16 protein-coding genes are annotated in these 19,125 nt (G+C 57.2%); 9 read left to right on the top strand and 7 right to left on the bottom strand.

Going from position 1 to position 19,125, the window contains the following annotated elements:
* Positions 1 to 3 precede the first annotated feature (3 nt).
* Together ribD and nrdR are read right to left on the bottom strand one after the other, a co-directional pair.
* Complete coding sequence (ribD, locus tag METLA_RS0114595) at positions 4 to 1,092, bottom strand: bifunctional diaminohydroxyphosphoribosylaminopyrimidine deaminase/5-amino-6-(5-phosphoribosylamino)uracil reductase RibD (RefSeq protein WP_024299251.1); 1,089 nt, start codon at positions 1,090 to 1,092, stop codon at positions 4 to 6.
* Complete coding sequence (gene nrdR / locus METLA_RS0114600; RefSeq protein ID WP_024299252.1) at positions 1,093 to 1,545, bottom strand: transcriptional regulator NrdR; 453 nt, start codon at positions 1,543 to 1,545, stop codon at positions 1,093 to 1,095.
* 359 nt (positions 1,546 to 1,904) lie between these two features.
* On the opposite strand from nrdR, the gene METLA_RS22660 reads away from it, so the two are divergent.
* The 3 genes from METLA_RS22660 to METLA_RS0114620 all read left to right on the top strand — a co-directional run bounded on the left by METLA_RS22660 (position 1,905) and on the right by METLA_RS0114620 (position 6,595).
* Positions 1,905 to 2,138, top strand: coding sequence for a hypothetical protein (locus tag METLA_RS22660; RefSeq protein ID WP_152539448.1), 234 nt, complete (start codon positions 1,905 to 1,907; stop codon positions 2,136 to 2,138).
* A gap of 100 nt (positions 2,139 to 2,238) precedes the next feature.
* Positions 2,239 to 5,928 carry an FAD-dependent oxidoreductase gene (locus METLA_RS0114610; RefSeq protein WP_024299253.1) on the top strand — a complete coding sequence of 1,230 codons (3,690 nt, stop codon included), beginning with the start codon at positions 2,239 to 2,241 and terminating at the stop codon, positions 5,926 to 5,928.
* A 445-nt stretch (positions 5,929 to 6,373) separates the two neighbouring features.
* A complete protein-coding gene (locus METLA_RS0114620) occupies positions 6,374 to 6,595 on the top strand; it encodes a PA3496 family putative envelope integrity protein (protein ID WP_024299254.1) in 222 nt (73 codons plus the stop codon).
* Positions 6,596 to 6,656: 61 nt separating this feature from the next.
* On the opposite strand, the gene grxC is transcribed toward METLA_RS0114620, so the two are convergent.
* The 5 genes from grxC to METLA_RS0114645 all read right to left on the bottom strand — a co-directional run bounded on the left by grxC (position 6,657) and on the right by METLA_RS0114645 (position 12,077).
* Entirely contained in the window at positions 6,657 to 6,911 is a 255-nt protein-coding gene (gene grxC, locus METLA_RS0114625) for a glutaredoxin 3 (RefSeq protein ID WP_024299255.1), read from the bottom strand.
* 47 nt (positions 6,912 to 6,958) lie between these two features.
* Positions 6,959 to 9,274: a type I DNA topoisomerase gene (gene topA, locus METLA_RS0114630; protein WP_024299256.1), complete on the bottom strand. Its 2,316-nt coding sequence runs from the start codon at positions 9,272 to 9,274 to the stop codon at positions 6,959 to 6,961.
* Between the two features lie 102 nt (positions 9,275 to 9,376).
* On the bottom strand, positions 9,377 to 9,844 hold the full coding sequence (locus METLA_RS0114635; RefSeq protein WP_024299257.1) for a Smg family protein: 468 nt from the start codon (positions 9,842 to 9,844) through the stop codon (positions 9,377 to 9,379).
* A gap of 15 nt (positions 9,845 to 9,859) precedes the next feature.
* Positions 9,860 to 10,912: a DNA-processing protein DprA gene (gene dprA, locus METLA_RS0114640; RefSeq protein ID WP_024299258.1), complete on the bottom strand. Its 1,053-nt coding sequence runs from the start codon at positions 10,910 to 10,912 to the stop codon at positions 9,860 to 9,862.
* Positions 10,913 to 10,958: 46 nt separating this feature from the next.
* Complete coding sequence (locus METLA_RS0114645; RefSeq protein ID WP_024299259.1) at positions 10,959 to 12,077, bottom strand: LysM peptidoglycan-binding domain-containing protein; 1,119 nt, start codon at positions 12,075 to 12,077, stop codon at positions 10,959 to 10,961.
* A 101-nt stretch (positions 12,078 to 12,178) separates the two neighbouring features.
* Here METLA_RS0114645 and def point away from each other — a divergent pair, with 101 nt between their 5' ends.
* Genes def through METLA_RS0114675 form a run of 6 tightly spaced genes read left to right on the top strand, consistent with a single transcriptional unit; the run spans position 12,179 to position 18,956 of the window.
* On the top strand, positions 12,179 to 12,691 hold the full coding sequence (gene def / locus METLA_RS0114650) for a peptide deformylase (RefSeq protein ID WP_024299260.1): 513 nt from the start codon (positions 12,179 to 12,181) through the stop codon (positions 12,689 to 12,691).
* On the top strand, positions 12,688 to 13,611 hold the full coding sequence (gene fmt / locus METLA_RS0114655; protein ID WP_024299261.1) for a methionyl-tRNA formyltransferase: 924 nt from the start codon (positions 12,688 to 12,690) through the stop codon (positions 13,609 to 13,611). The genes def and fmt overlap by 4 nt, the downstream gene beginning before the upstream one ends.
* A 6-nt stretch (positions 13,612 to 13,617) precedes the next feature.
* Positions 13,618 to 14,904, top strand: coding sequence for a 16S rRNA (cytosine(967)-C(5))-methyltransferase RsmB (gene rsmB / locus METLA_RS0114660; RefSeq protein ID WP_024299262.1), 1,287 nt, complete (start codon positions 13,618 to 13,620; stop codon positions 14,902 to 14,904).
* Positions 14,882 to 15,454: a DUF4390 domain-containing protein gene (locus tag METLA_RS0114665; protein WP_024299263.1), complete on the top strand. Its 573-nt coding sequence runs from the start codon at positions 14,882 to 14,884 to the stop codon at positions 15,452 to 15,454. Before rsmB ends, METLA_RS0114665 begins: the two co-directional genes overlap by 23 nt.
* Positions 15,436 to 17,577, top strand: a complete 2,142-nt coding sequence (locus METLA_RS0114670; RefSeq protein WP_024299264.1) for a sensor histidine kinase — start codon at positions 15,436 to 15,438, stop codon at positions 17,575 to 17,577. Before METLA_RS0114665 ends, METLA_RS0114670 begins: the two co-directional genes overlap by 19 nt.
* 17 nt (positions 17,578 to 17,594) lie before the next feature.
* Positions 17,595 to 18,956 (top strand): sigma-54-dependent transcriptional regulator, encoded by a 1,362-nt coding sequence (locus METLA_RS0114675; protein WP_024299265.1) that lies wholly within the window; start codon positions 17,595 to 17,597, stop codon positions 18,954 to 18,956.
* Positions 18,957 to 19,125 lie beyond the last annotated feature (169 nt).

Raw genomic sequence — 19,125 nt, forward strand, 5'->3', positions numbered from 1 at the left:
TATTTAAAAAACGGTGTAGGTCAATTTCAGATCCGGCCCGACCTGTCTGACGTCGGTCAGCTTCAAGGTTTTCTTATCGGCCATCGTTTCGATGTTCAGATTAAACAAACCGCGTCCCCGGTCGCCCAATACGCAGGGTGCCATATAGACAATCCATTCATCGACCCGCTTCTCGGCCAGCAAGGCGCCGTTCAGGGTCGGGCCCGCTTCGACGAACAAGTCGTTGATTTGCAGGCCGGCCAAAAACGGCATCAGCGCCTGCAAATCGATCCGGCCGTTTTTGGCGCCCAGATGATGAATTTCAAAGCCGGCGTTCTCCAATGCGGCAATTTTGTGCCGATCTTCGCTGCATGTCAAAATCAGACTGCGCCCCGGCAGTTTCGCCAGTTGCGCGCCTGCCGGCATCCGCAGCTGCGAATCCAGCACGATCCTGAGCGGCTGCAGAACGTCTGCGTCGATGCGCGCGGTCAGCGCCGGATCGTCGGCCAGCACGGTGTCGATGCCGGTCAGAATCGCGGAGCTTTGCGCGCGTAGCCGATGCACATCCTGCCGGGCCGCGTGTGATGTGATCCATTGGCTCTCGCCGGAAGCGAGCGCGGTGCGTCCGTCCAGGCTCATCGCGAGCTTGCTGCGCACAAAGGGTTGGCCCAGGGTCATCCGTTGGATGAAGCCGCGATTCAGGCGGCGCGCATCGTCTTTCAATACGCCGCAAACGGTTTCGATGCCGGCTTCCCGAAGCCTTTTCAGGCCGTTGCCGGCCACCAAGGGATTCGGGTCCTGCATCGCCGCCACGACCTTGCTGACGCCGGCCTTGACCAAAGCATCGGCACAGGGCGGCGTCCTGCCGTGATGGCTGCACGGCTCCAGCGTGACATAAGCGGTCGCGCCCTGAGCGTTTTCGGCATGCTTGAGCGCCGCGATTTCGGCATGATCGTCGCCGGCCTTGACGTGCCAGCCTTCGCCGATGATGTGATCGCCCTGCACCAGTACACAGCCGACGCGCGGATTCGGATGCGTGGTATAGAGGCCGTTGCGGGCCAGTTGCAGCGCCCTGGCCATGTAGCGATAATCCCGGTCGCTTGCGGAAGCCATCTATTTTTTTTGCAGATGCTTGATCATGTCGGTGAATTCGCTGACATCCTGAAAGCTGCGATAAACCGAGGCAAAGCGGACATAGGCGACGTGATCGAGATGGCTGAGTTCGTGCATGACTTTTTCGCCGAGCTGCTGGGCGGAGATCTCGCGGTCGCCGGAGCTCATCAGCTCCTTTTTGAGCCGGTTCAGCGCCATTTCGATGTCGTCGCCGCTGACCGGGCGTTTTTCGAGCGCCTTCAGCATGCCGGAGCGCAGCTTCTTTTCGTCGAAGTGCTCGCGGCTGCCGTCGCGCTTGACCACGCGCGGCAGGGTCAGCTCGGCCACTTCGAAGGTCGTGAAGCGTTCCTTGCATACCGTGCATTCGCGGCGGCGGCGAACCTGGTCGCCTTCATTCGTTAATCTGGAATCCAGAACGCGCGTATCCTGCGCCGCGCAAAACGGACATCGCATAGCTGATCTACTTAAGTGCTGCCGGTTGCCCGGCGGGTCGTTTCGAAATCGCTCATTGTATAACACAATGGGGTTGTTTGCATTGCACTTTCAGCGATTTGCGTGGCGATAGGCCCTATTGTGACAGCGGTTTTGATATCGCCGCGAAGGCTTGAGCGAGCGCGCCGGATTTTACGGTTGATTTTTCCACAGGATGCAAAACCGTGCGCTGAGGTTGTTCCTGTCTCCTGTCAGGCGCTGATTTGTCTGTGCGCTTGCTCACATGCGGCCGGGAATTTTTTTATATCTTGTTGATATTAAATTATAAAATTCTGATTCTAAACCGGCTGAACAATTCCGGCGCAATCTGACAGGGCTCCATGGCGGACGCCAAGTGCGGGCGGTTATTTTCAGCTTACCCACAGAGTTATCCACAAAAACTGTGGATAAGTGCGATAGCTTTTTTGCAATCAACGGTTTCGGTCGATTTTTGCAAGACCGGCAAAGGCTTGTCTGCGATAAGCGCCGGTGCGGGCGTAAAACCTTGCGCATTTGCAGGGCTTCAGGAAGAATTATTCGGTTTTTGTGGAAAAGTCAATAAAAAATTCATATAATGCTCGGTTAAACCGACTCCTTTGCAATCCTCATAAGGACTTACGCAGGCGATTTTTCGCACCGTTTGGACTGTCTTGAGCTAATCAACCCTAAGTGACTATGGATCAAAACGACTTTACGCTTGGAATTCCCGGCTTTACTTATCCTGATTTATACGACGCCCTGCGCCTGAACGATTTGCTGGAAGTGTTCGATGCTTCGGTAAAACGCCATGATGCGGAGTTGTTCGCTCAATTTGCCGCTTACCGGCAATGTCAGGGCGAAGGCATGGCGGTCGAAGCGATTTCGGATTTGCTGGTCAAGATGGGGCCCTATGTCGGCCAATTCGTCGCCAAACTGTTTGGCATCGAAGGCGCGCATCAAGAGCAAGCGAGAAAGATCAAGGAAGAATTCGAGACCGTTTTTACTTACAAGAATGAAGTCGTTGCGAAGCTGAACCTGGTTTTCAAGAATCAGGCGATTGCGGATTGGGATGTCGACGGCATTAAAAACCGTTTTGAGCTGTTGATCCAGGCGGCCTTCCCCGAGGCGGCCGGCGACAACGACGCCGAGCGCCGGGTCGCGCGCGCCGGCGCGGTGATCGGCAGCCTGTCGAGCCACTTCAAAGCGGTTGCGAAAGGCAAGGAAGGCACTTATCCGGCTGCGGACGCGGCGGCCGAGCAGCTGCGCGCGAAACTTGCCGCGCATGCCGAAGCCGCGCAGGCATTTGCGGACATCATTGCGGCTACCGATGCGGCCGGCTTTATCGACGGCCTGATGGATTTGGCGCAGCGTTGGGCCTACATCGCGCAGCATGATCCCGAGATCGCCGGGCATTGGCTCAGCTTTCAGTTTCCGGACAAACGCGATTTCGAGAATCTGGTCGAGCATGACGTGGTCGACAAGGGCGAATTTTCGGTCTGGATGGGCGAGCTGGCGCATCGCCGCCGCCGCGACGGCTTCAAGCTGACCGACCCGCGCTTCAATGAGCGCCAGACCCTGTCCGAGGTCGATCACTGCATCTATTGCCACGAGCGCGACACCGATTCCTGCTCGAAAGGCATGCGCAACAAGAAGACCAATACCTTCAAGGTCGACCCGTTAGGCGTCACCACGACCGGCTGCCCGCTCGAAGAAAAAATCTCCGAGATGCACCTGGTCAAGCGCGGCGGCGACAACATCGGCGCGCTCGCAATCATCATCGTCGACAATCCGATGTGCCCAGGCACCGGTCACCGGATTTGCAACGACTGCATGAAGGGCTGTATCTATCAAAAGACCGATCCGGTCAACATTCCGCAGATCGAAACGAACGTGCTGACCGACGTGCTGTTCATGCCTTACGGTTTCGAGATCTACAGCCTGTTGACGCGCTGGAATCCGTTGAACGTGAAGCGTTCGGTCATGCAGCCTTACAACGGCAAGAACGTGCTGGTTGTCGGCCTCGGCCCTGCCGGTTATACGATGAGCCATTATTTGCTGAACGAAGGTTTCGGCGTGGCCGGCATCGACGGTTTGAAACTGGAGCCGCTGCCGGCCGCATTGACCGGCGGCGGCGACGCGCTGCCTCAGCCGATTGCCGACTTCCGGGAGCTATATGAAGATCTCGACAAGCGTATCCTGGCCGGTTTCGGCGGCGTCGCCGAATACGGCATCACGGTGCGCTGGGACAAGAATTTCCTGAAGGTGATCTATCTGACCCTGCTGCGCCGGAACGCGTTCCGCGCTTACGGCGGCGTCCGTTTCGGCGGCACGATCACGATCGAGGATGCCTGGAAGATGGGCTTCGACCATATCTGTATCGCCTCCGGCGCCGGCAAGCCGACGATCATCGACCTGAAGAACAATCTGATGCGCGGCATCCGCAAGGCGTCCGACTTCCTGATGGCGCTGCAGTTGACCGGCGCGGCGAAGTCGTCGTCGCTGGCGAATCTGCAGGTGCGCCTGCCGGCCGGCGTGATCGGCGGCGGTCTGACCGCGATCGATACCGCGACCGAATTGATGGCGTATTATCCGGTGCAGGTAGAAAAACTGCTCGGCCGCTACGAGACGCTGGCGGCTACCTACGGCGAAGAAACGGTCCGTAAACGCTACGATAAGGAAGAAACGATCATTCTGGACGAGTTCCTGGGCCACGGCCGCGCGATTCGCGCCGAACGCGAGCGCGCCAAAGCCGCAGGCGAGAAGCCGAACTTCCAGCCGCTGGTCGAAGGCTGGGGCGGCGTGACGCTGTTCTACCGCAAAGGCATGAAGGATGCGCCGGCTTACCGGCAAAACCACGAGGAAATCTCCGAAGCGCTCGAAGAAGGCATCGCGCTCGCCGAAGGCATGAGCCCGGTCGGCGCGATTCCTGACGAATACGGCCATTTACGCGCGGTCGAGTTCGAAAAACTCGAATGCGAAGACGGCCGCTGGGTCAAGAAGCAGAGGGTGACCGTGCCGTTGCGCAACCTGTATGTCGCGGCCGGCACCTCGCCGAACACGATCTATCAGAGCGAGTATCCGGACACCTTCGTGATGGACAAATGGTTCTTCCAGCGCTATCAGCCGGAATGGCTTGACGGCAATCTGGAATTGGTGCCGATGCACGATGAAGCTGCGCCGAAACTCGGCTTGCCGGCGCCGTTGACCTCGTATCAACAGGACGGCAAATTCATCAGCTTCTACGGCGACAACCATCCGGTTTACGCGGGCAATGTCGTGAAGGCGATGGCGAGCGCGAAAAACGGCTATCCGCATATCGCCAAATTGTTCGAAAAGGAACTGGCGGGGCTCGATCCTGCTTTGCAAACTCAGCGAAACGCCGAATTAAAGCAATTTTTCGGCTCGCTGGACGAAGCCTTTAGCGCGACGATCGTCGCGATCAACCGCCTGACGCCGACGATCATCGAAGTGATCGTGAAAGCGCCGATGGCGGCGGATAAATTCGAACCGGGCCAATTCTACCGGCTGCAAAACTTCGAAGCCTATGCGCCGGTCAAGCATGGCACGGTGCTGGCTGCGGAGGGCTTGGCGCTGACCGGCGCCGAGGTCGACAAGGAGAACGGCACGATTTCGCTGATCGCGCTCGAGATGGGGTCGTCCTCGCGCCTGTGCGCGACCTGGAAGGTCGGCGATCCGTTGATCCTGATGGGCGTGACCGGCACTCCGACAGAGATCCCGACCGGACAGACCGTGCTGTTGATCGGCGGCGGCCTCGGCAATGCGGTCTTGTTCTCGATCGGCAAGGCGCTGCGCAATGCCGGCAACAAGGTGATCTATTTTGCCGGTTACAAATACCGGCAGGATGTTTTCAAGGTCGAAGACATCGAAGCCGCATCGGATGTGATCATCTGGTCGGTCGACAACACGCCGGGCGCCGAAGCGTTCCCGCCGACGCGGCCGCAGGACAAGACTTTCGTCGGCAACATCCTCGAATGCATGGTCGCTTATGCGCAAGGCAATTTAGGCGAGCAGCCGATCTCGCTGTCGGATGTCGACCATCTGATCGTGATCGGCTCGGACCGGATGATGGCCGCGGTCAAAGATGCGCGTTTCAATGTGTTGAAGCCTTATCTGAGCAAGGTGCAGCATGCGATCGGTTCGATCAACTCGCCGATGCAGTGCATGATGAAAGGCATCTGCGCGCAATGCTTGTGCAAGCATGTCGACGCGGAATCCGGCAAGGAATATTTCGTGTATTCCTGCTACAATCAGGATCAGGATCTGGACAAGGTCGATTTCCCGCATCTGAATGCGCGCCTGCGCCAGAATACGGTGCAGGAAAAGCTGTCCAATCTGTGGCTGGATTATTTGCTCGAGAAGCCGTAATCCGGTTTTGCAAGGTTAGGCGGCAGGATGGGCGAGGCGATCGCCTCGCCCATCCTGTTTTTGCTCTTTGTGCGAGAGCAAAGGATAAGGAGAACTTTTCAAGGTTTTCCAGGTCATTTTAGGGTGATCGGCATTTTATCGGTGAGGCGAAGCGTCATGTTAACCGAGTTCCTATTCTAACGGTCGCATCAATTATTGCGATGGGCTGTAATCAATAACCTTCCTGATACGCAAAGACTTTTAGCGTCTTTGAACCGGTCATTTAAACCAAGAATAGCTTTCGGCGCGGTTGAAATTCGGCGAAGCCGTCGCCATTATCGTTAAAACCGTTTGGCTTGGCTGTTTGAGAGGACTCGCGTCCTGATGCCGAATCTGTTAATTAAATTTATTTCCGATCTTTCCGGTAAAGCCCCGGCAAGCATCAATGTTTTTGAAGAGTGTAACCATGGCAAGAACTTCCGCAAAGCTGGCGAACAAACCCGACGAACCGATGAGTCAAATCGATCATGATGAGGATGGTTTCGACGATGTCGAATTTTCGTCTCTCGATGCGAGCGAAAGCGATACGATCAAACGCGATGCGCGGCGAAAGATCGAAATTTATTGGGAAAAAAAGCGTTTGAGGGAACAGTTTGATGATCTCGACGAGGCCGAATTAGGCTTTTAAGCCTAACCGTCCCCTGGGGCGGCGGAAGCCGCCCCGCAACGAGCTTGCCGCTAACGGTAGCTCAATCGGTCAATAACGGATCCAGCTGGTGTTGTTGATCCAGCGCATACAAATCATCAAAACCGCCGATATGACGGTCGTCGATAAAGATTTGCGGCACCGTGCGCCTGTTGCTTTTGCCCATCATTTCCTCACGCAAACCGGGCTGCGCATCGACATTGATTTCGGTGTAGCTGACGCCTTTTCGGTCGAGCAGGCGTTTCGCCATGACGCAGTAAGGGCAGATTTTAGTCGTATAAATGATGATGTTTGGCATGGGTCGGCAGAGTGATCGGGCGTGAGCCCGGCTGATTAGGCGCGCGCCTATTTCGGTCCTTCGACGTCGGCAGGATCGCCTTCATAAGGCGTCGCATAGCTGCACTCCTTTTGCGGACAGACCTTTTCGACACCGCGCCGCTTGGTTTCCTTGACGGTCAGGACCGGCCAATGACATTCCGGGCAGCTTTCCTTCAGCGGCGCATTCCAGAGCGCATAGTCGCATTTCGGATATTCGGAACAGGAATAAAAAATCTTGTTGTTGCGCGACTTGCGTTTCAGAATGCTGCCTTTTTTGCACTTCGGGCATTCGACGCCGGTATCGAGCGGCTTTTCCAACGGTTCGATATGGCGGCATTTCGGATAGGCGCTGCAGCCGATGAACTTACCGTAGCGGCCTGACTTCAAGACCAGCGGCGATTCGCATTTCGGGCAAACCCGGCCCTCGACCACCTCCGGCTCTACCGCTTCGTTTTGGTCTTCGTTCAGGTTGCGGGTATAGGAACAGCCCGGATAATTGGTGCAGCCGATGAAGCGGCCGTTGCGGCCCAGACGAATCGACAGGGGGCTGCCGCAGTCCGGGCAGTTTTCATCGAGCGCCTCCTGGGTCACGTCCTTGCGCTGTACGTTTTCGTCTTTTTCCTGGATCAGCGTGTTGAACGGCTTCCAGAATTCGCTCATCAACGGAATCCAGTCTTTCTCTCCGCGCGACACCGCATCGAGGTCGTCTTCGAGCTTCGCGGTAAAGTCGTAATCGACATACTTCGTGAAATGCTCGGTTAAAAACTTGTTCACGATGCGGCCGACATCGGTCGGATGAAAGCGCTTGTTTTCGAGCGTCACATAATCGCGATTCTGCAAGGTCGAGATGATCGAGGCATAGGTCGAAGGCCGGCCGATGCCGTGTTCTTCGAGCGTCTTGACCAGGCTCGCTTCGCCAAAACGCGGCGGCGGCTCGGTGAAATGCTGCGCGTTGACGATGTCGTTCAGCGGCACCGGGCGGCCCTCTTCGAGCGGCGGCAGGAAGCTTTCCTTGTCGTCGCTGTCGCTGGTGTCGTCCTTGCCTTCCAGATAAACCGCCATGAAGCCGGGCGAGGCGATCGTCGAGCCGGTCGCCCTGAACGCGTGTTGGCCTTCTTCGCCGCAGCCCAGATCGACCGCGATCATGTTAATCGTCGCCTGAATCATCTGGCAGGCGATCGTGCGCTTCCAGATCAGGTCGTAAAGCTTGAATTGCTCGTCGCTGAGATGACTTTTGAGCTGGGCGGGCAGATAGCGTGGATAAGTCGGCCGAATCGCTTCATGGGCTTCCTGCGCGTTTTTTGACTTGGTCTTGAATACGCGCGGTTCTTTCGGCACGTTGCCGGGGCCATAATTTTCGGCGATCATCTCGCGCATCTCGGCAACCGCCTCGATGGACAGATTGACCGAATCGGTACGCATATAGGTGATCAGGCCGGCCGTTTCGCCGCCGATGTCGATGCCTTCGTACAATTGCTGGGCGACCATCATCGTGCGCTTGGTTGTAAAGCCGAGCTTGCGCGCCGCTTCCTGCTGCAGGGTTGAGGTCGTAAACGGCGGCGCGGGATTGCGTTTCTGCTGCTTCTTTTCGAGCTTGGTGACGATCAGGCGGCCGTCCGCCGCCGCCAATAACGATTGTCTGGCTTGTTCCGCCGCGGCTTGGTCGGTGATGCTGAATTGATTCAGTTTTGCGCCGGCCAAATGGGTCAGCTTGGCCTTGAAGGTTTGCTCGTCGGCGGTCAACTGCGCATCGATCGTCCAGTATTCTCGGCTCTTGAAGGCTTCGATTTCGAGCTCGCGCTCGACGATCATGCGCAGCGCGGGGCTCTGCACGCGGCCGGCGGACAGGCCGCGGCGGATCTTTTTCCAGAGCAACGGCGACAGTTTGAAGCCGACCAGATAATCGAGCGCCCGGCGCGCCTGTTGCGCATTGATCAGATTCGTCGCCAGTTCGGCCGGATGCGCGATCGCCTCGGTCACCGCTTTCTTGGTGATTTCATGAAAGACGACCCGGTGCACCGTTTTGTTTTTCAGCGCTTTTTTTTCGTTTAACAGCTCATAGAGATGCCAGGAAATCGCTTCACCCTCGCGGTCGGGGTCGGTCGCGAGATACAGCGCGTCGGCGTCTTTGAGCGCCTTGCCGATCGCCTGCACATGGCGCAAATTGCGCTCGATCACCTCATATTTCATCGCGAAATGATTATCGGGATCGACCGCGCCTTCCTTCGGAATCAAATCGCGGACATGGCCATAAGAAGCCAACACCGTAAAATCCTTACCCAGATATTTTTCGATGGTTTTGGCTTTGGCGGGAGATTCTACGATGACGAGATTTTTGCTCATTTATCCTTAAAAGGTTTCACGGTGCAGGGGACAATGTACAGGAATTAAGTTCAAATGGCGTGCTTTTCAGCAATCTGAACCTCGTGTCTTCTGCGGCAATGATCAATGCAAATAGGTTGGGATCAGATCGTAAACGTAATCTTCCATGCGGGAGAACGCGATTTCCTGATCGGGCTGGCTGAGCAACACCATCAGCACGATCCATTTGAGTTTTTCGACCGAAATTTCTTCGTTTTCGAGCGCCATTGCCCGGTCGATCACGATCTCGCGATTCGCCGAACTCAGGATGCCTTTTTGTTCCAGAAACAGGATCAGGCCGAGGCATTCGGTGCTCAGCTTGGCTTGTTCCTCGGCGCAGAATATGCGGAACGCAGGCGCGACGGTCGGCGCAATCGCCCGCTGCAAACTCAACGACTCCAGCCAGTCGAACGCCTTGCTGACTTCGAGCTGCTCGAAGCCGGCTTCCAGCAATTCGGTTCTGATCACATCGCTATCTGGCAGGATTTCGATTTCACCCTCCATATAGTTTTCGAACAGGTACATCAGAACATCAAAAATATTTTCTTTCATAGCGCTCGCCAGAGATTATTTAATTCGGGTATAACAGCCGCCCGCCACCGCCGAAATGTAACCGTTAAGTTCCAGAATCAGCAGCATCGAGGCTATCATTTCGACCGATTTGCCGGTTTTTTCGACCAGATCGTCGATAGATGTGGGGTCATACATGACAAGATTCAATAATGTTTGTTGCTCCAGGTCAAGCATTGATTGTTCCGGTGTTGGTGCGCAATTTCTATCTTGTTGATAGTATTGATGTAATTCCTCGATAATATCTTGCACGGTTTCGACAAGTTTGGCGCCTTCGCGGATCAGTGCATTGCAGCCGCGCGCCAAGGGGTTATGGATCGATCCCGGAATCGCAAACACTTCGCGGTTTTGCTCCAGCGCCTGACGCGCGGTGATCAGCGAGCCGCTGTCCTTGGCGGCCTCGACGACCAGCAGGCCCTGGCACAGGCCGCTGATGATCCGGTTGCGGCGCGGAAAGTGATGCGCCAAGGCCGGCGTGCCCGGCGGCAGTTCGGTCACGATCGCGCCCTGCTTGATGATTTGGCTGGCCAAATTTTTGTTCTTGGCCGGATAAATGCGGTCAGGCCCGGTGCCGACCACCGCGATGGTCAGTCCCTGTCCATGCAGGGCGCCTTCATGACCCGCCGCATCGATACCGAGGGCGAGACCGCTGGAAATCACGAAGCCGTGCGCGCTCAGCGCCTTGGCGAATTCAAATGCGGTTTCACTGCCGAGCGCGGAAGGATTCCGGCTGCCGACGATCGCGATTTGCGGCCTGGACAGTAAATCCACAGCGCCGCGCACGAACAGCAGCGGCGGCGGATCGGCAATTTGCTTGAGTTGCTCGGGATAGAGAGGATCGTCAAGCGTGAGGATGTGTTGATCGGGCTGCCTGGACCAGGACAGATCGCTCTCGATCAATTGCCAGTCGGGGTTTCTGATCGCTTCGATCGCGGCGGGTTTCAGGCCCAGGGAGGCCAGAGTGGAGGAGGATTCGGAAAACAATTGCGCCGGGGCGTGCGTTTCCAGCAGACTCAAAAAGGTTCTGCTGCCGACTCCCGGCGCGCGCAATAGCGCAAGCCAATATGAAAGATCGCAGGAGGTGTTTGGCGTAGGACTACTCAGGGGTTTGAACTTTGTCTAGGACATGAATATCTTTTCGCGCCTGCATGACCAGCGCGTAACTGACCCGCTCGAACGGCCGAAATATCATCAGCTTGCCGGCATATTCGTCGGGCATTTGCACTTCGTCATTCTTGACCGGACTGTAAGGGTCGCGAGCGATTTTGCCGCGCTGGTAGATGTCCAGCTCATGGCCGGTTTTCAGTCCGTCGGAGGTGCCTTTGTCGATCACAACGACATTATACCTGCCGATTTGCGTAACGCCATCATGTACGCCGATAATATTGCCCTTGATGCTTTCCTCGGGCGGCATCGGAAAATAATTCAACACCACTTCCTGCTCGTTGGTCGGCAAAATCCGGTCGCCGACGCGGATCTCGCCGTTCGTCTTCGTGATCGTCAGCGTCGCCGGATCGCCGGCTTCCTGCAAGGTCAGATCGGCGATATATTTCGCTTCGTAACCCAACACTTCCTGGGTTTCCGGGTTCACCAGGGTATCGCCTTCGCGGTAAACCGAATAAGTCAGGCTCTCGGGCTGATCGATCGAGCGCACATAAACCTTGTCGCCGGTGCCGGCAATCAAATGCTCCCCGGCCAGATCCACTATATAAGGTGCGGTACTCAATTCGTTTTGGCCGAGTATGCGCGGCAGGGACAGGTATTTCTGAATCGCATCGGCCGGAATCAATTGAATCGCTTTTGCCGAGACGGACTCGCGTATGCAGGGCCGCAATTTACCCTCGGCTGATAGCGCAAAATTGGTGCGTCCGTTTTTGATGTCTTCATCGCTGAGCACGCAGGGCCCCGAGAAGGGAGAGACCGCCGAGGCTTCGGTCGGGGAAAAACTCAGCCGCGGCTGGCCGTTCACCATCGAGAAATAGATCGTGTCGCCGGGATAAATCAGATGCGGATTTTTGATCTGATTGTTGTAGCTCCACAAACGCGGCCATTGCCCCGGATTCTTCAGAAACTTGCCGGAAATGTCCCACAGCGTGTCGCCCTGGACGATCGTATAGCGTTCTGGATGGGACGGATTTAAGCTGATTTCTTCGGCCAGAAGCGTGGAGGAACACAACAATGGAACTATGAATCCGAGAATCGTTCGAAAAGCCATAAATAAAACCTGCCGGGTGTTTTTAAACTGTCTGATTTTAAAGTTTAGATGAATTCATATAGAATTCCAGTATTGACTACTTATCAAGTGTGGAGAGTTCGTTGAGTATTTTAACCATTCTGGAATTTCCGGATGAGAGGTTACGCAAAAAAGCCGAAAAAGTGCAGGCGGTCGATGGTTCGATTCGAAAACTGGTCGATGATATGCTCGAAACGATGTACGAATCGCGCGGCGTGGGTCTGGCCGCGACCCAGGTGAACGTGCACAAGCGGGTCATCGTGATGGATGTCAGCGAGGAAAAAGACGCGCCGATTTGCCTGATCAATCCCGAGATCATCGAGAAGGACGGCGTCGAGGAATCCGAGGAAGGCTGCCTGTCGGTGCCCGGATTTTTCGAAAAGGTCAAGCGAGCCGAGCATATCCGGGTCAAGGCGTTGAACCGCGACGGCCAGCCTTTTGAACTGGAGGCGAGAGATTTGCTGGCGGTCTGCGTGCAGCATGAAATGGACCACCTGGACGGCAAATTGTTCGTCGATTATCTGTCGCCGTTGAAGCGCCAGCGCATCAAGACAAAACTCGAAAAAATACATAGAATGGAAACCAGTAAAGCATGAGGATCCTATTTGCCGGCACGCCCGAATTTGCGGTGCCAACCCTGGAGATGCTGCTGGCTTCCGGGCACGAGATTTGCGCCGTGTATACGCAACCCGACCGGCCTGCGGGACGCGGCCGCAAACTGCAGCCGAGCCCGGTCAAGGAAACCGCATTGGCCGCGGGCATTCCGGTGCTGCAGCCCGAGTCGCTGAAATCGGCCGACGCGATCGCTCAGCTTGCGGCTTTTGAGCCGGATTTGATGGTGGTCGTCGCCTTCGGCATGATCCTGCCGCAGGCGGTGCTGGATGTACCGAAATACGGCTGCCTGAATGTTCATGCCTCGCTGTTGCCGCGCTGGCGCGGCGCCGCGCCGATTCAGCGCGCGCTGATGGCCGGCGATGCGGAAACCGGCGTCACCATCATGCGTATCGTGTTGAAGCTGGACGCCGGCGACATGCTGCATAAGGAAGTCATCGGGATCGGAAGCGAGGACACCGCTGGCGATCTGCATGACAAATTGGCCGCCTTGGGCCCGGTGGGGCTCGAAAAAGTCTTGCGCCAGGTCGAGTCCGGCACGGTCAAGGCCGAGCCGCAGGACGAAGCCCTGGTGACTTATGCGGCCAAACTCGAAAAAAGCGAAGCGGCGCTCGACTGGACGCGAGCGGCGGACGCGCTGGACAAGCAGGTACGCGGACTGAACCCCTGGCCGGTCGCGCAGACCTTATATCGCGGCGAGGCGCTTCGTATCTGGCGCGCAGAGCCGATTTCCGGAAACGCGGCAGCCGAGCCCGGCCGGGTCAGCTGCGCGCACAAACAGATGGACGTGGCGACAGGCAATGGCTGGCTGCGGCTGCTCGAAGTGCAATTGCCCGGCGGCAAGCGGATGCCGGCGCAGGCATTTTTGAATGCACACGACATTGATGGTTTGACTCTGGGTTGATGCAGCGTGAATTTACGATTGATTGCAGCCAAAGTGCTGACCCGGGTCGTGGTGGACGGCCAGTCGCTGACAGCGGCGCTAGAACAGGCCTTGCAGGCCATCGAGTCGGCACAGGACCGCGCCTGGGTGCAGGCTCTGTGTTACGGCGTCTGCCGGCATTATCACCGGCTCGATTTCATCCTGACGCAGCTTGCGGATAAGCCGCTGAAGGATATTCACATCCGCCTCTTGACTCTGGTGGGGCTTTATCAGCTCGGCTTCATGCGCATCAAAACGCATGCGGCGGTCTCCGAAACGGTCGGCGCGGCAGGACGCAAGCCTTGGGCGAAAGGACTGATCAATGCGCTGCTGCGGCGCTACCTCCGGGAAAAAGACTCATTAGAGCAAGCGGCTGACCAGCACCCGTGCGCGCGTTTAAGCCATCCCGAATGGATGATCGACAAAATCCGCCGCGACTGGCCGGAACAGGCCGAAGCCTGCCTGCAGGCCAACAACCTGCAGCCGCCGCTGACCTTGCGCGTCAATCTGGCGCGGATTTCCAGAGCCGACTATCGCGATTTGCTGGCCGAACAGGGCATTGCGGCCGAGCCGCATGCGTTTTGCGCCTCTGCGCTGATTCTGGGCAACCCGGTGCCGGTCGAGATGCTGCCGAGTTTTGCCGAGGGCCTGGTTTCGGTTCAGGATGCCGCCGCCCAGTTGGCGGCCGGCCTGCTCGACGTGCAGCCGGGACAGCGGGTGCTCGACCTCTGCGCCGCGCCGGGCGGTAAAACCGCGCACATCCTGGAAATGCAGGCGCAATTGAAGGAGCTGGTCGCGGTCGATGTCGACGGCGAGCGCATGCGCCGCGTAGAGGACAATCTGCAACGCCTGCGGCTGCCGGGCAGAACGATCGTCGGCGACGCCGCCGCGCCGCAAAGCTGGTGGGACGGCCAATACTTCGACCGTATTCTGGTCGATGCGCCGTGTTCGGCGCTCGGCGTGATTCGCCGCCATCCCGATATCAAATTGCTGCGCCGCGCGGAGGACATCGACGCGTTGAAGGCGCAGCAACATGCGATCCTGCATTCCGCCTGGAGCCTGTTGGCGCCGGGCGGTCTGTTAGTGTATGCGACCTGTTCGGTATTGAAGGAAGAAAACGAGCTGCAGGTGCTGAATTTCCTGGCCGAACATGCCGATGCCAGCGAACTGCCGATCGCCGCGGCATGGGGCGTCGCCGGCGCCGCAGGGCGGCAAATCCTAAGCGGCGATGCGGCCATGGACGGTTTTTATTATGCGCGCCTCCGCAAGGCGTAGGGCGGCGCTGCTGTTCCTGATCTGGGGCTGGCTGCTGTCGGCGCCGGTGTTTGCCGGCGACTATGCCGCGATCGTCAAGGACGCCGAGCTGGCCTTGCAGGACGAGGAGTATGTGCTGTCCGCGGAGATTCAATACCGGCTCAGCCCGAAAGCGACCGATGCACTAAAAAACGGCATCCCCTTGTTCTGGGCGGTCAATATCGAGATCAAGCGCCAGCGTGATTTTTGGTGGGATCAAACGATCGCGGAAAAGCATCTGCGCTTCAAGATCCAGTATCAGGCCTTGCTGAATGTCTACCGGGTACGCAATGAAGACAGCGGCGAAGGCGGCAATTTTTCATCGCTGGGCGCCGCGATGGGTGCCCTCTCTTCGATTCGTTATGTGCCGGTGCTGGGCAAATCCGCGCTGGCCGACGATCAGCGCTATGCGGTAGGCGTGCGCGTCGTGTTTGAGCGCGAGTTGCTGCCTTTGCCCTTACGTCCCCTGGCCTATCTGAATCCGCAGTGGTACTTATCCAGCGGCTGGTATATATGGAATCTGAAAAACTAAAACCGCCGGTCAGCGTTTCGATCCTGATCCTGTTCGCGCTGATCCTGTTTTCGCTGCAATTGATGAGCACCGCAACGCAGGAATCATCGGAGCTCAGCGCGATGTACTCCTGGCTGCTGCTGATCAATGCGCTCGGCTCGATCGTGTTGCTCGGACTGGTCGTCGCGAATATCTATGCGCTGACGCGCCAGCTCAAAAAACGGGAGGCCGGCTCCCGGCTGACCACGCGCATGTTGTCGTTGTTCATGCTGCAGGCCCTGGCGCCCGCTGCGATCGTGTTTTATTTTTCGATGCAGTTTCTGCACCAGGGCATCGACAGCTGGTTCAATGTCGAAATCGACCGAGCGATGGAGGATGCGCTCGAACTGAGCCAGGCGTCCCTGGACCAACGGATGCATTGGCACTTGATGCAGACCCGGCAACTGGCCGAAAAACTCCAGCTCAGTTCGGAAGGTTTCAGCGCGTATGAGATCGACAATTTCCGCGCGCAACTGGGGGCTTCCGAGATGACGCTGTTTTCGAGCCAGGGCCGCATCATTGCGTCCAGCAGCGTGAATCCGGTGGATATTCTGCCGAGCATTCCCGATGACCAAATCTGGCTGCAATTGCGGCAGAGCGGCGATTACATCGCGCTGGCTCCGGTCAGCGAGAACGAATTGATGATCCGTTCGATGGTCACGGTCAAGGGCCTGGAGACCTGGTATATCCAGACGCTGTTTCCGGTGCCGTTGCGCATTGCCGACCTGGCCGATTCGGTCGAATTCGCGTTTGTGCGCTACCAGGAAATGAATTTCCTCCGGGACTCGTTGAAACTGACTTTTTCGCTGGCCTTGTCGCTGGTGCTGCTGATGAGCTTGCTCGCGGCGATCTGGGTCGCTTTCATCAGCATTCGCAAGATCGTCGCGCCGGTCAAGGAACTGGTCAAAGGCACGCAGGCGGTCGCTTCGGGCCATTACGACCAGCAGTTGCCGGTTGCCGCGCAGGACGATCTGGGATTTCTGGTCGAATCGTTCAATACGATGACCCAGCGCATCGCGAGGGCGCGCGACGAGATTCGCCACGCCGGCGTCGAGGTCGAAAACCAGCGCGCCTATCTCGAGACGATTTTGGCCAACCTGACCGCCGGCGTGATCAGCTTCGATTCGAACTATAAGATCCGCACCGCGAACCAGGCCGCTTTCCGGATTTTCCATGTGCACGTGAGCCAGTTCATCGGTCAGTCGTTGTTATCGCTGGCCCAGGATCATGGCGAATTGGCCGAACCATTGAAATCGATTCAACGCCTGCTCGAACAGGCCGATGACATCTGGCAGCAGCGGGTTGCGTTTTTGGGGCCGAACGGCCGTCAAGAGCTGCTCTGTCGGGGCACGCCGATGTACTCGCACGAAGGCACGCGGGTCGGCGCGGTGGTCGTGTTCGACGACGTGACCGATCTGATTCAGGCGCAAAAAAATGCGGCCTGGGGCGAGGTCGCCCGGCGCCTGGCCCATGAAATCAAAAATCCGTTGACGCCGATCCAATTGTCGGCCGAACGCTTGCAGCTTAAACTGTCCGCCAAGCTGGAAGACGGCGATGCCGATATGCTGCAGCGCTCGACCCGGACGATCGTGCAGCAGGTCGAGGCGATGAAGGAAATGGTCGATGATTTTTCCGAATACGCGAAGACCTCCAAGAAGCAGCGGGTCAACATCGATCTGTATGCGCTGGTCCAGGAGGTGCTGGCGCTTTATGCGCTGAAGTCGGGCGCCGTGATACAGGCCGAGCAGGACAAAAAACGGCTTTCGATCAACGGCGATCCGGTCAGCATTCGGCAAGTGCTGCATAATCTGCTGAAGAATGCCCTGGAAGCCACGGAGGGCCGCGGCCATATCGAAGTCGCGATGCACCGGATGCAAAAGAACAACAGCGATTTCATCGAAATCGGTTTTTTTGACGACGGCCCCGGCATTAAGGAAGAACAAATCGAGCAAATTTTCGAGCCCTATGTTACAACTAAAGCCAAAGGCACCGGACTCGGGCTCGCGATCGTCAAAAAAATCATCGAAGAGCATGGCGGCGCGATCTGGGTCGATACCCGGCGCAAACAAGGCGCGGGTTTCATCATCCACCTGCCGGCAATTTAACTTTCAAGCACACCGATATGAACGCAAACAAACCTCGAATTCTCGTCGTTGACGATGAACCGGAAATCAGAAGCCTGGTCGGCGAAATTCTCGCGGATGAAGGCTATGAAGTCGCGATGGCGGACAACGCCGGGGCGGCCAGGGAATTGAAAAAGGTGCAAAACCCGAGCCTGATATTGCTCGATATCTGGATGCCGGACACCGACGGCATTACGCTGTTGAAGGAGTGGGTCGCGGAGGATTCGCTGCTGTGCCCGGTCGTGATGATGTCGGGGCACGGCTCGGTCGAGACGGCGGTCGAGGCGACGCGTTTGGGCGCCTACGATTTTCTCGAGAAGCCGTTGTCGCTGGCCAAATTGTTGCTGATCGTCGGGCGCGCGCTCGAAACGAGCAATCTGCAAAAAGAAAATGCGGGGCTCAGGCAGCAATTGTTCGCCGACATCGAGCCGGTTGGCAAAAGCGCCTCGATCGCCCGGATCAAGGATCAAATCAAGCGTCTTGCGCAGCATGACACGCGGGTGCTGCTGGCCGGGGAAGCCGGTGTCGGCAAGGAGTTGTTCGCGCGTTATCTGCATCACAATAGCCCGCGCCGGAACGGACCGTTTGTCGATGTGGCGGTCGGCAGCATCGCGCCGGAAAACTCGGCCGTCGAATTTTTCGGCAAGGAGAGCCCCGGCAAGGTCAACCCGGGTCTGCTGGAGCGCGCGCACCGCGGCACTCTGTTTCTCGGCGAAATCGGCGGCATGGACAAGGAAACGCAATTGCGCCTGCTCAGCGCACTGGAGTCGAGCTCGTTCCTGCGCGTCGGCGGCAGCGAGGCGGTGCGTGTCGATGTGAAGGTGATCGCCTCGACGCGGGTTCCTTTGGACGAGGAAGTCAAGGCCGGTCGCTTCCGCCAGGATTTGTACTATCTGTTGAACGAAGTTTTTTTGATGATTCAGCCGCTGCGCGAGCACAGCGAGGACGTGCCGAGCCTGTTGAACTATTATGTCGATTATTTCGTCAAGCATGAAAACCTGCCGTTCCGCAAGTTTTCGATGGCGGCGCAGAATTTCCTGCGCAACTACAGTTGGCGCGGCAATGTGCGCGAGTTGAAGAATCTGGTGCAGCGCTTGATGATTCTCGGCGTCGGCGAAGACATCGAGCTGGAAGAAGTCAAATCGGCCTTGGGCACCGTCAGCAACGACGTCGCCGTGTCTTCGTCAGTGCCGGATTTTTTCAATCTGCCGCTGAAGGATGCGCGCGATCAATTCGAAAAAGCCTATCTGGAATATCATTTCGAAAGAAGCGGCGGCAGCGTCGCCAAATTGTCTTCGATCGTCGGGATGGAACGCACGCATTTATACCGCAAGCTGCATTCGTTGAATATCAAGCTATAATCTGGATGGCTGTCTGAAGGATGGATCGAGCGTAAGGAGCATGCTCTTAACAGCCGCCGTTAGACGCAGTCGTCCATGATGAGCCTGTCGAACTCGGGTGGCTTAACCCGTGCCTCCCGCCTACATAACGGCATTGCCTCTTAAGCTTGAAGGGGCAATGCGGCTGTTC

The sequence above is a fragment of the Methylomicrobium lacus LW14 genome (genome assembly GCF_000527095.1).
GTDB lineage: Bacteria > Pseudomonadota > Gammaproteobacteria > Methylococcales > Methylomonadaceae > Methylomicrobium > Methylomicrobium lacus.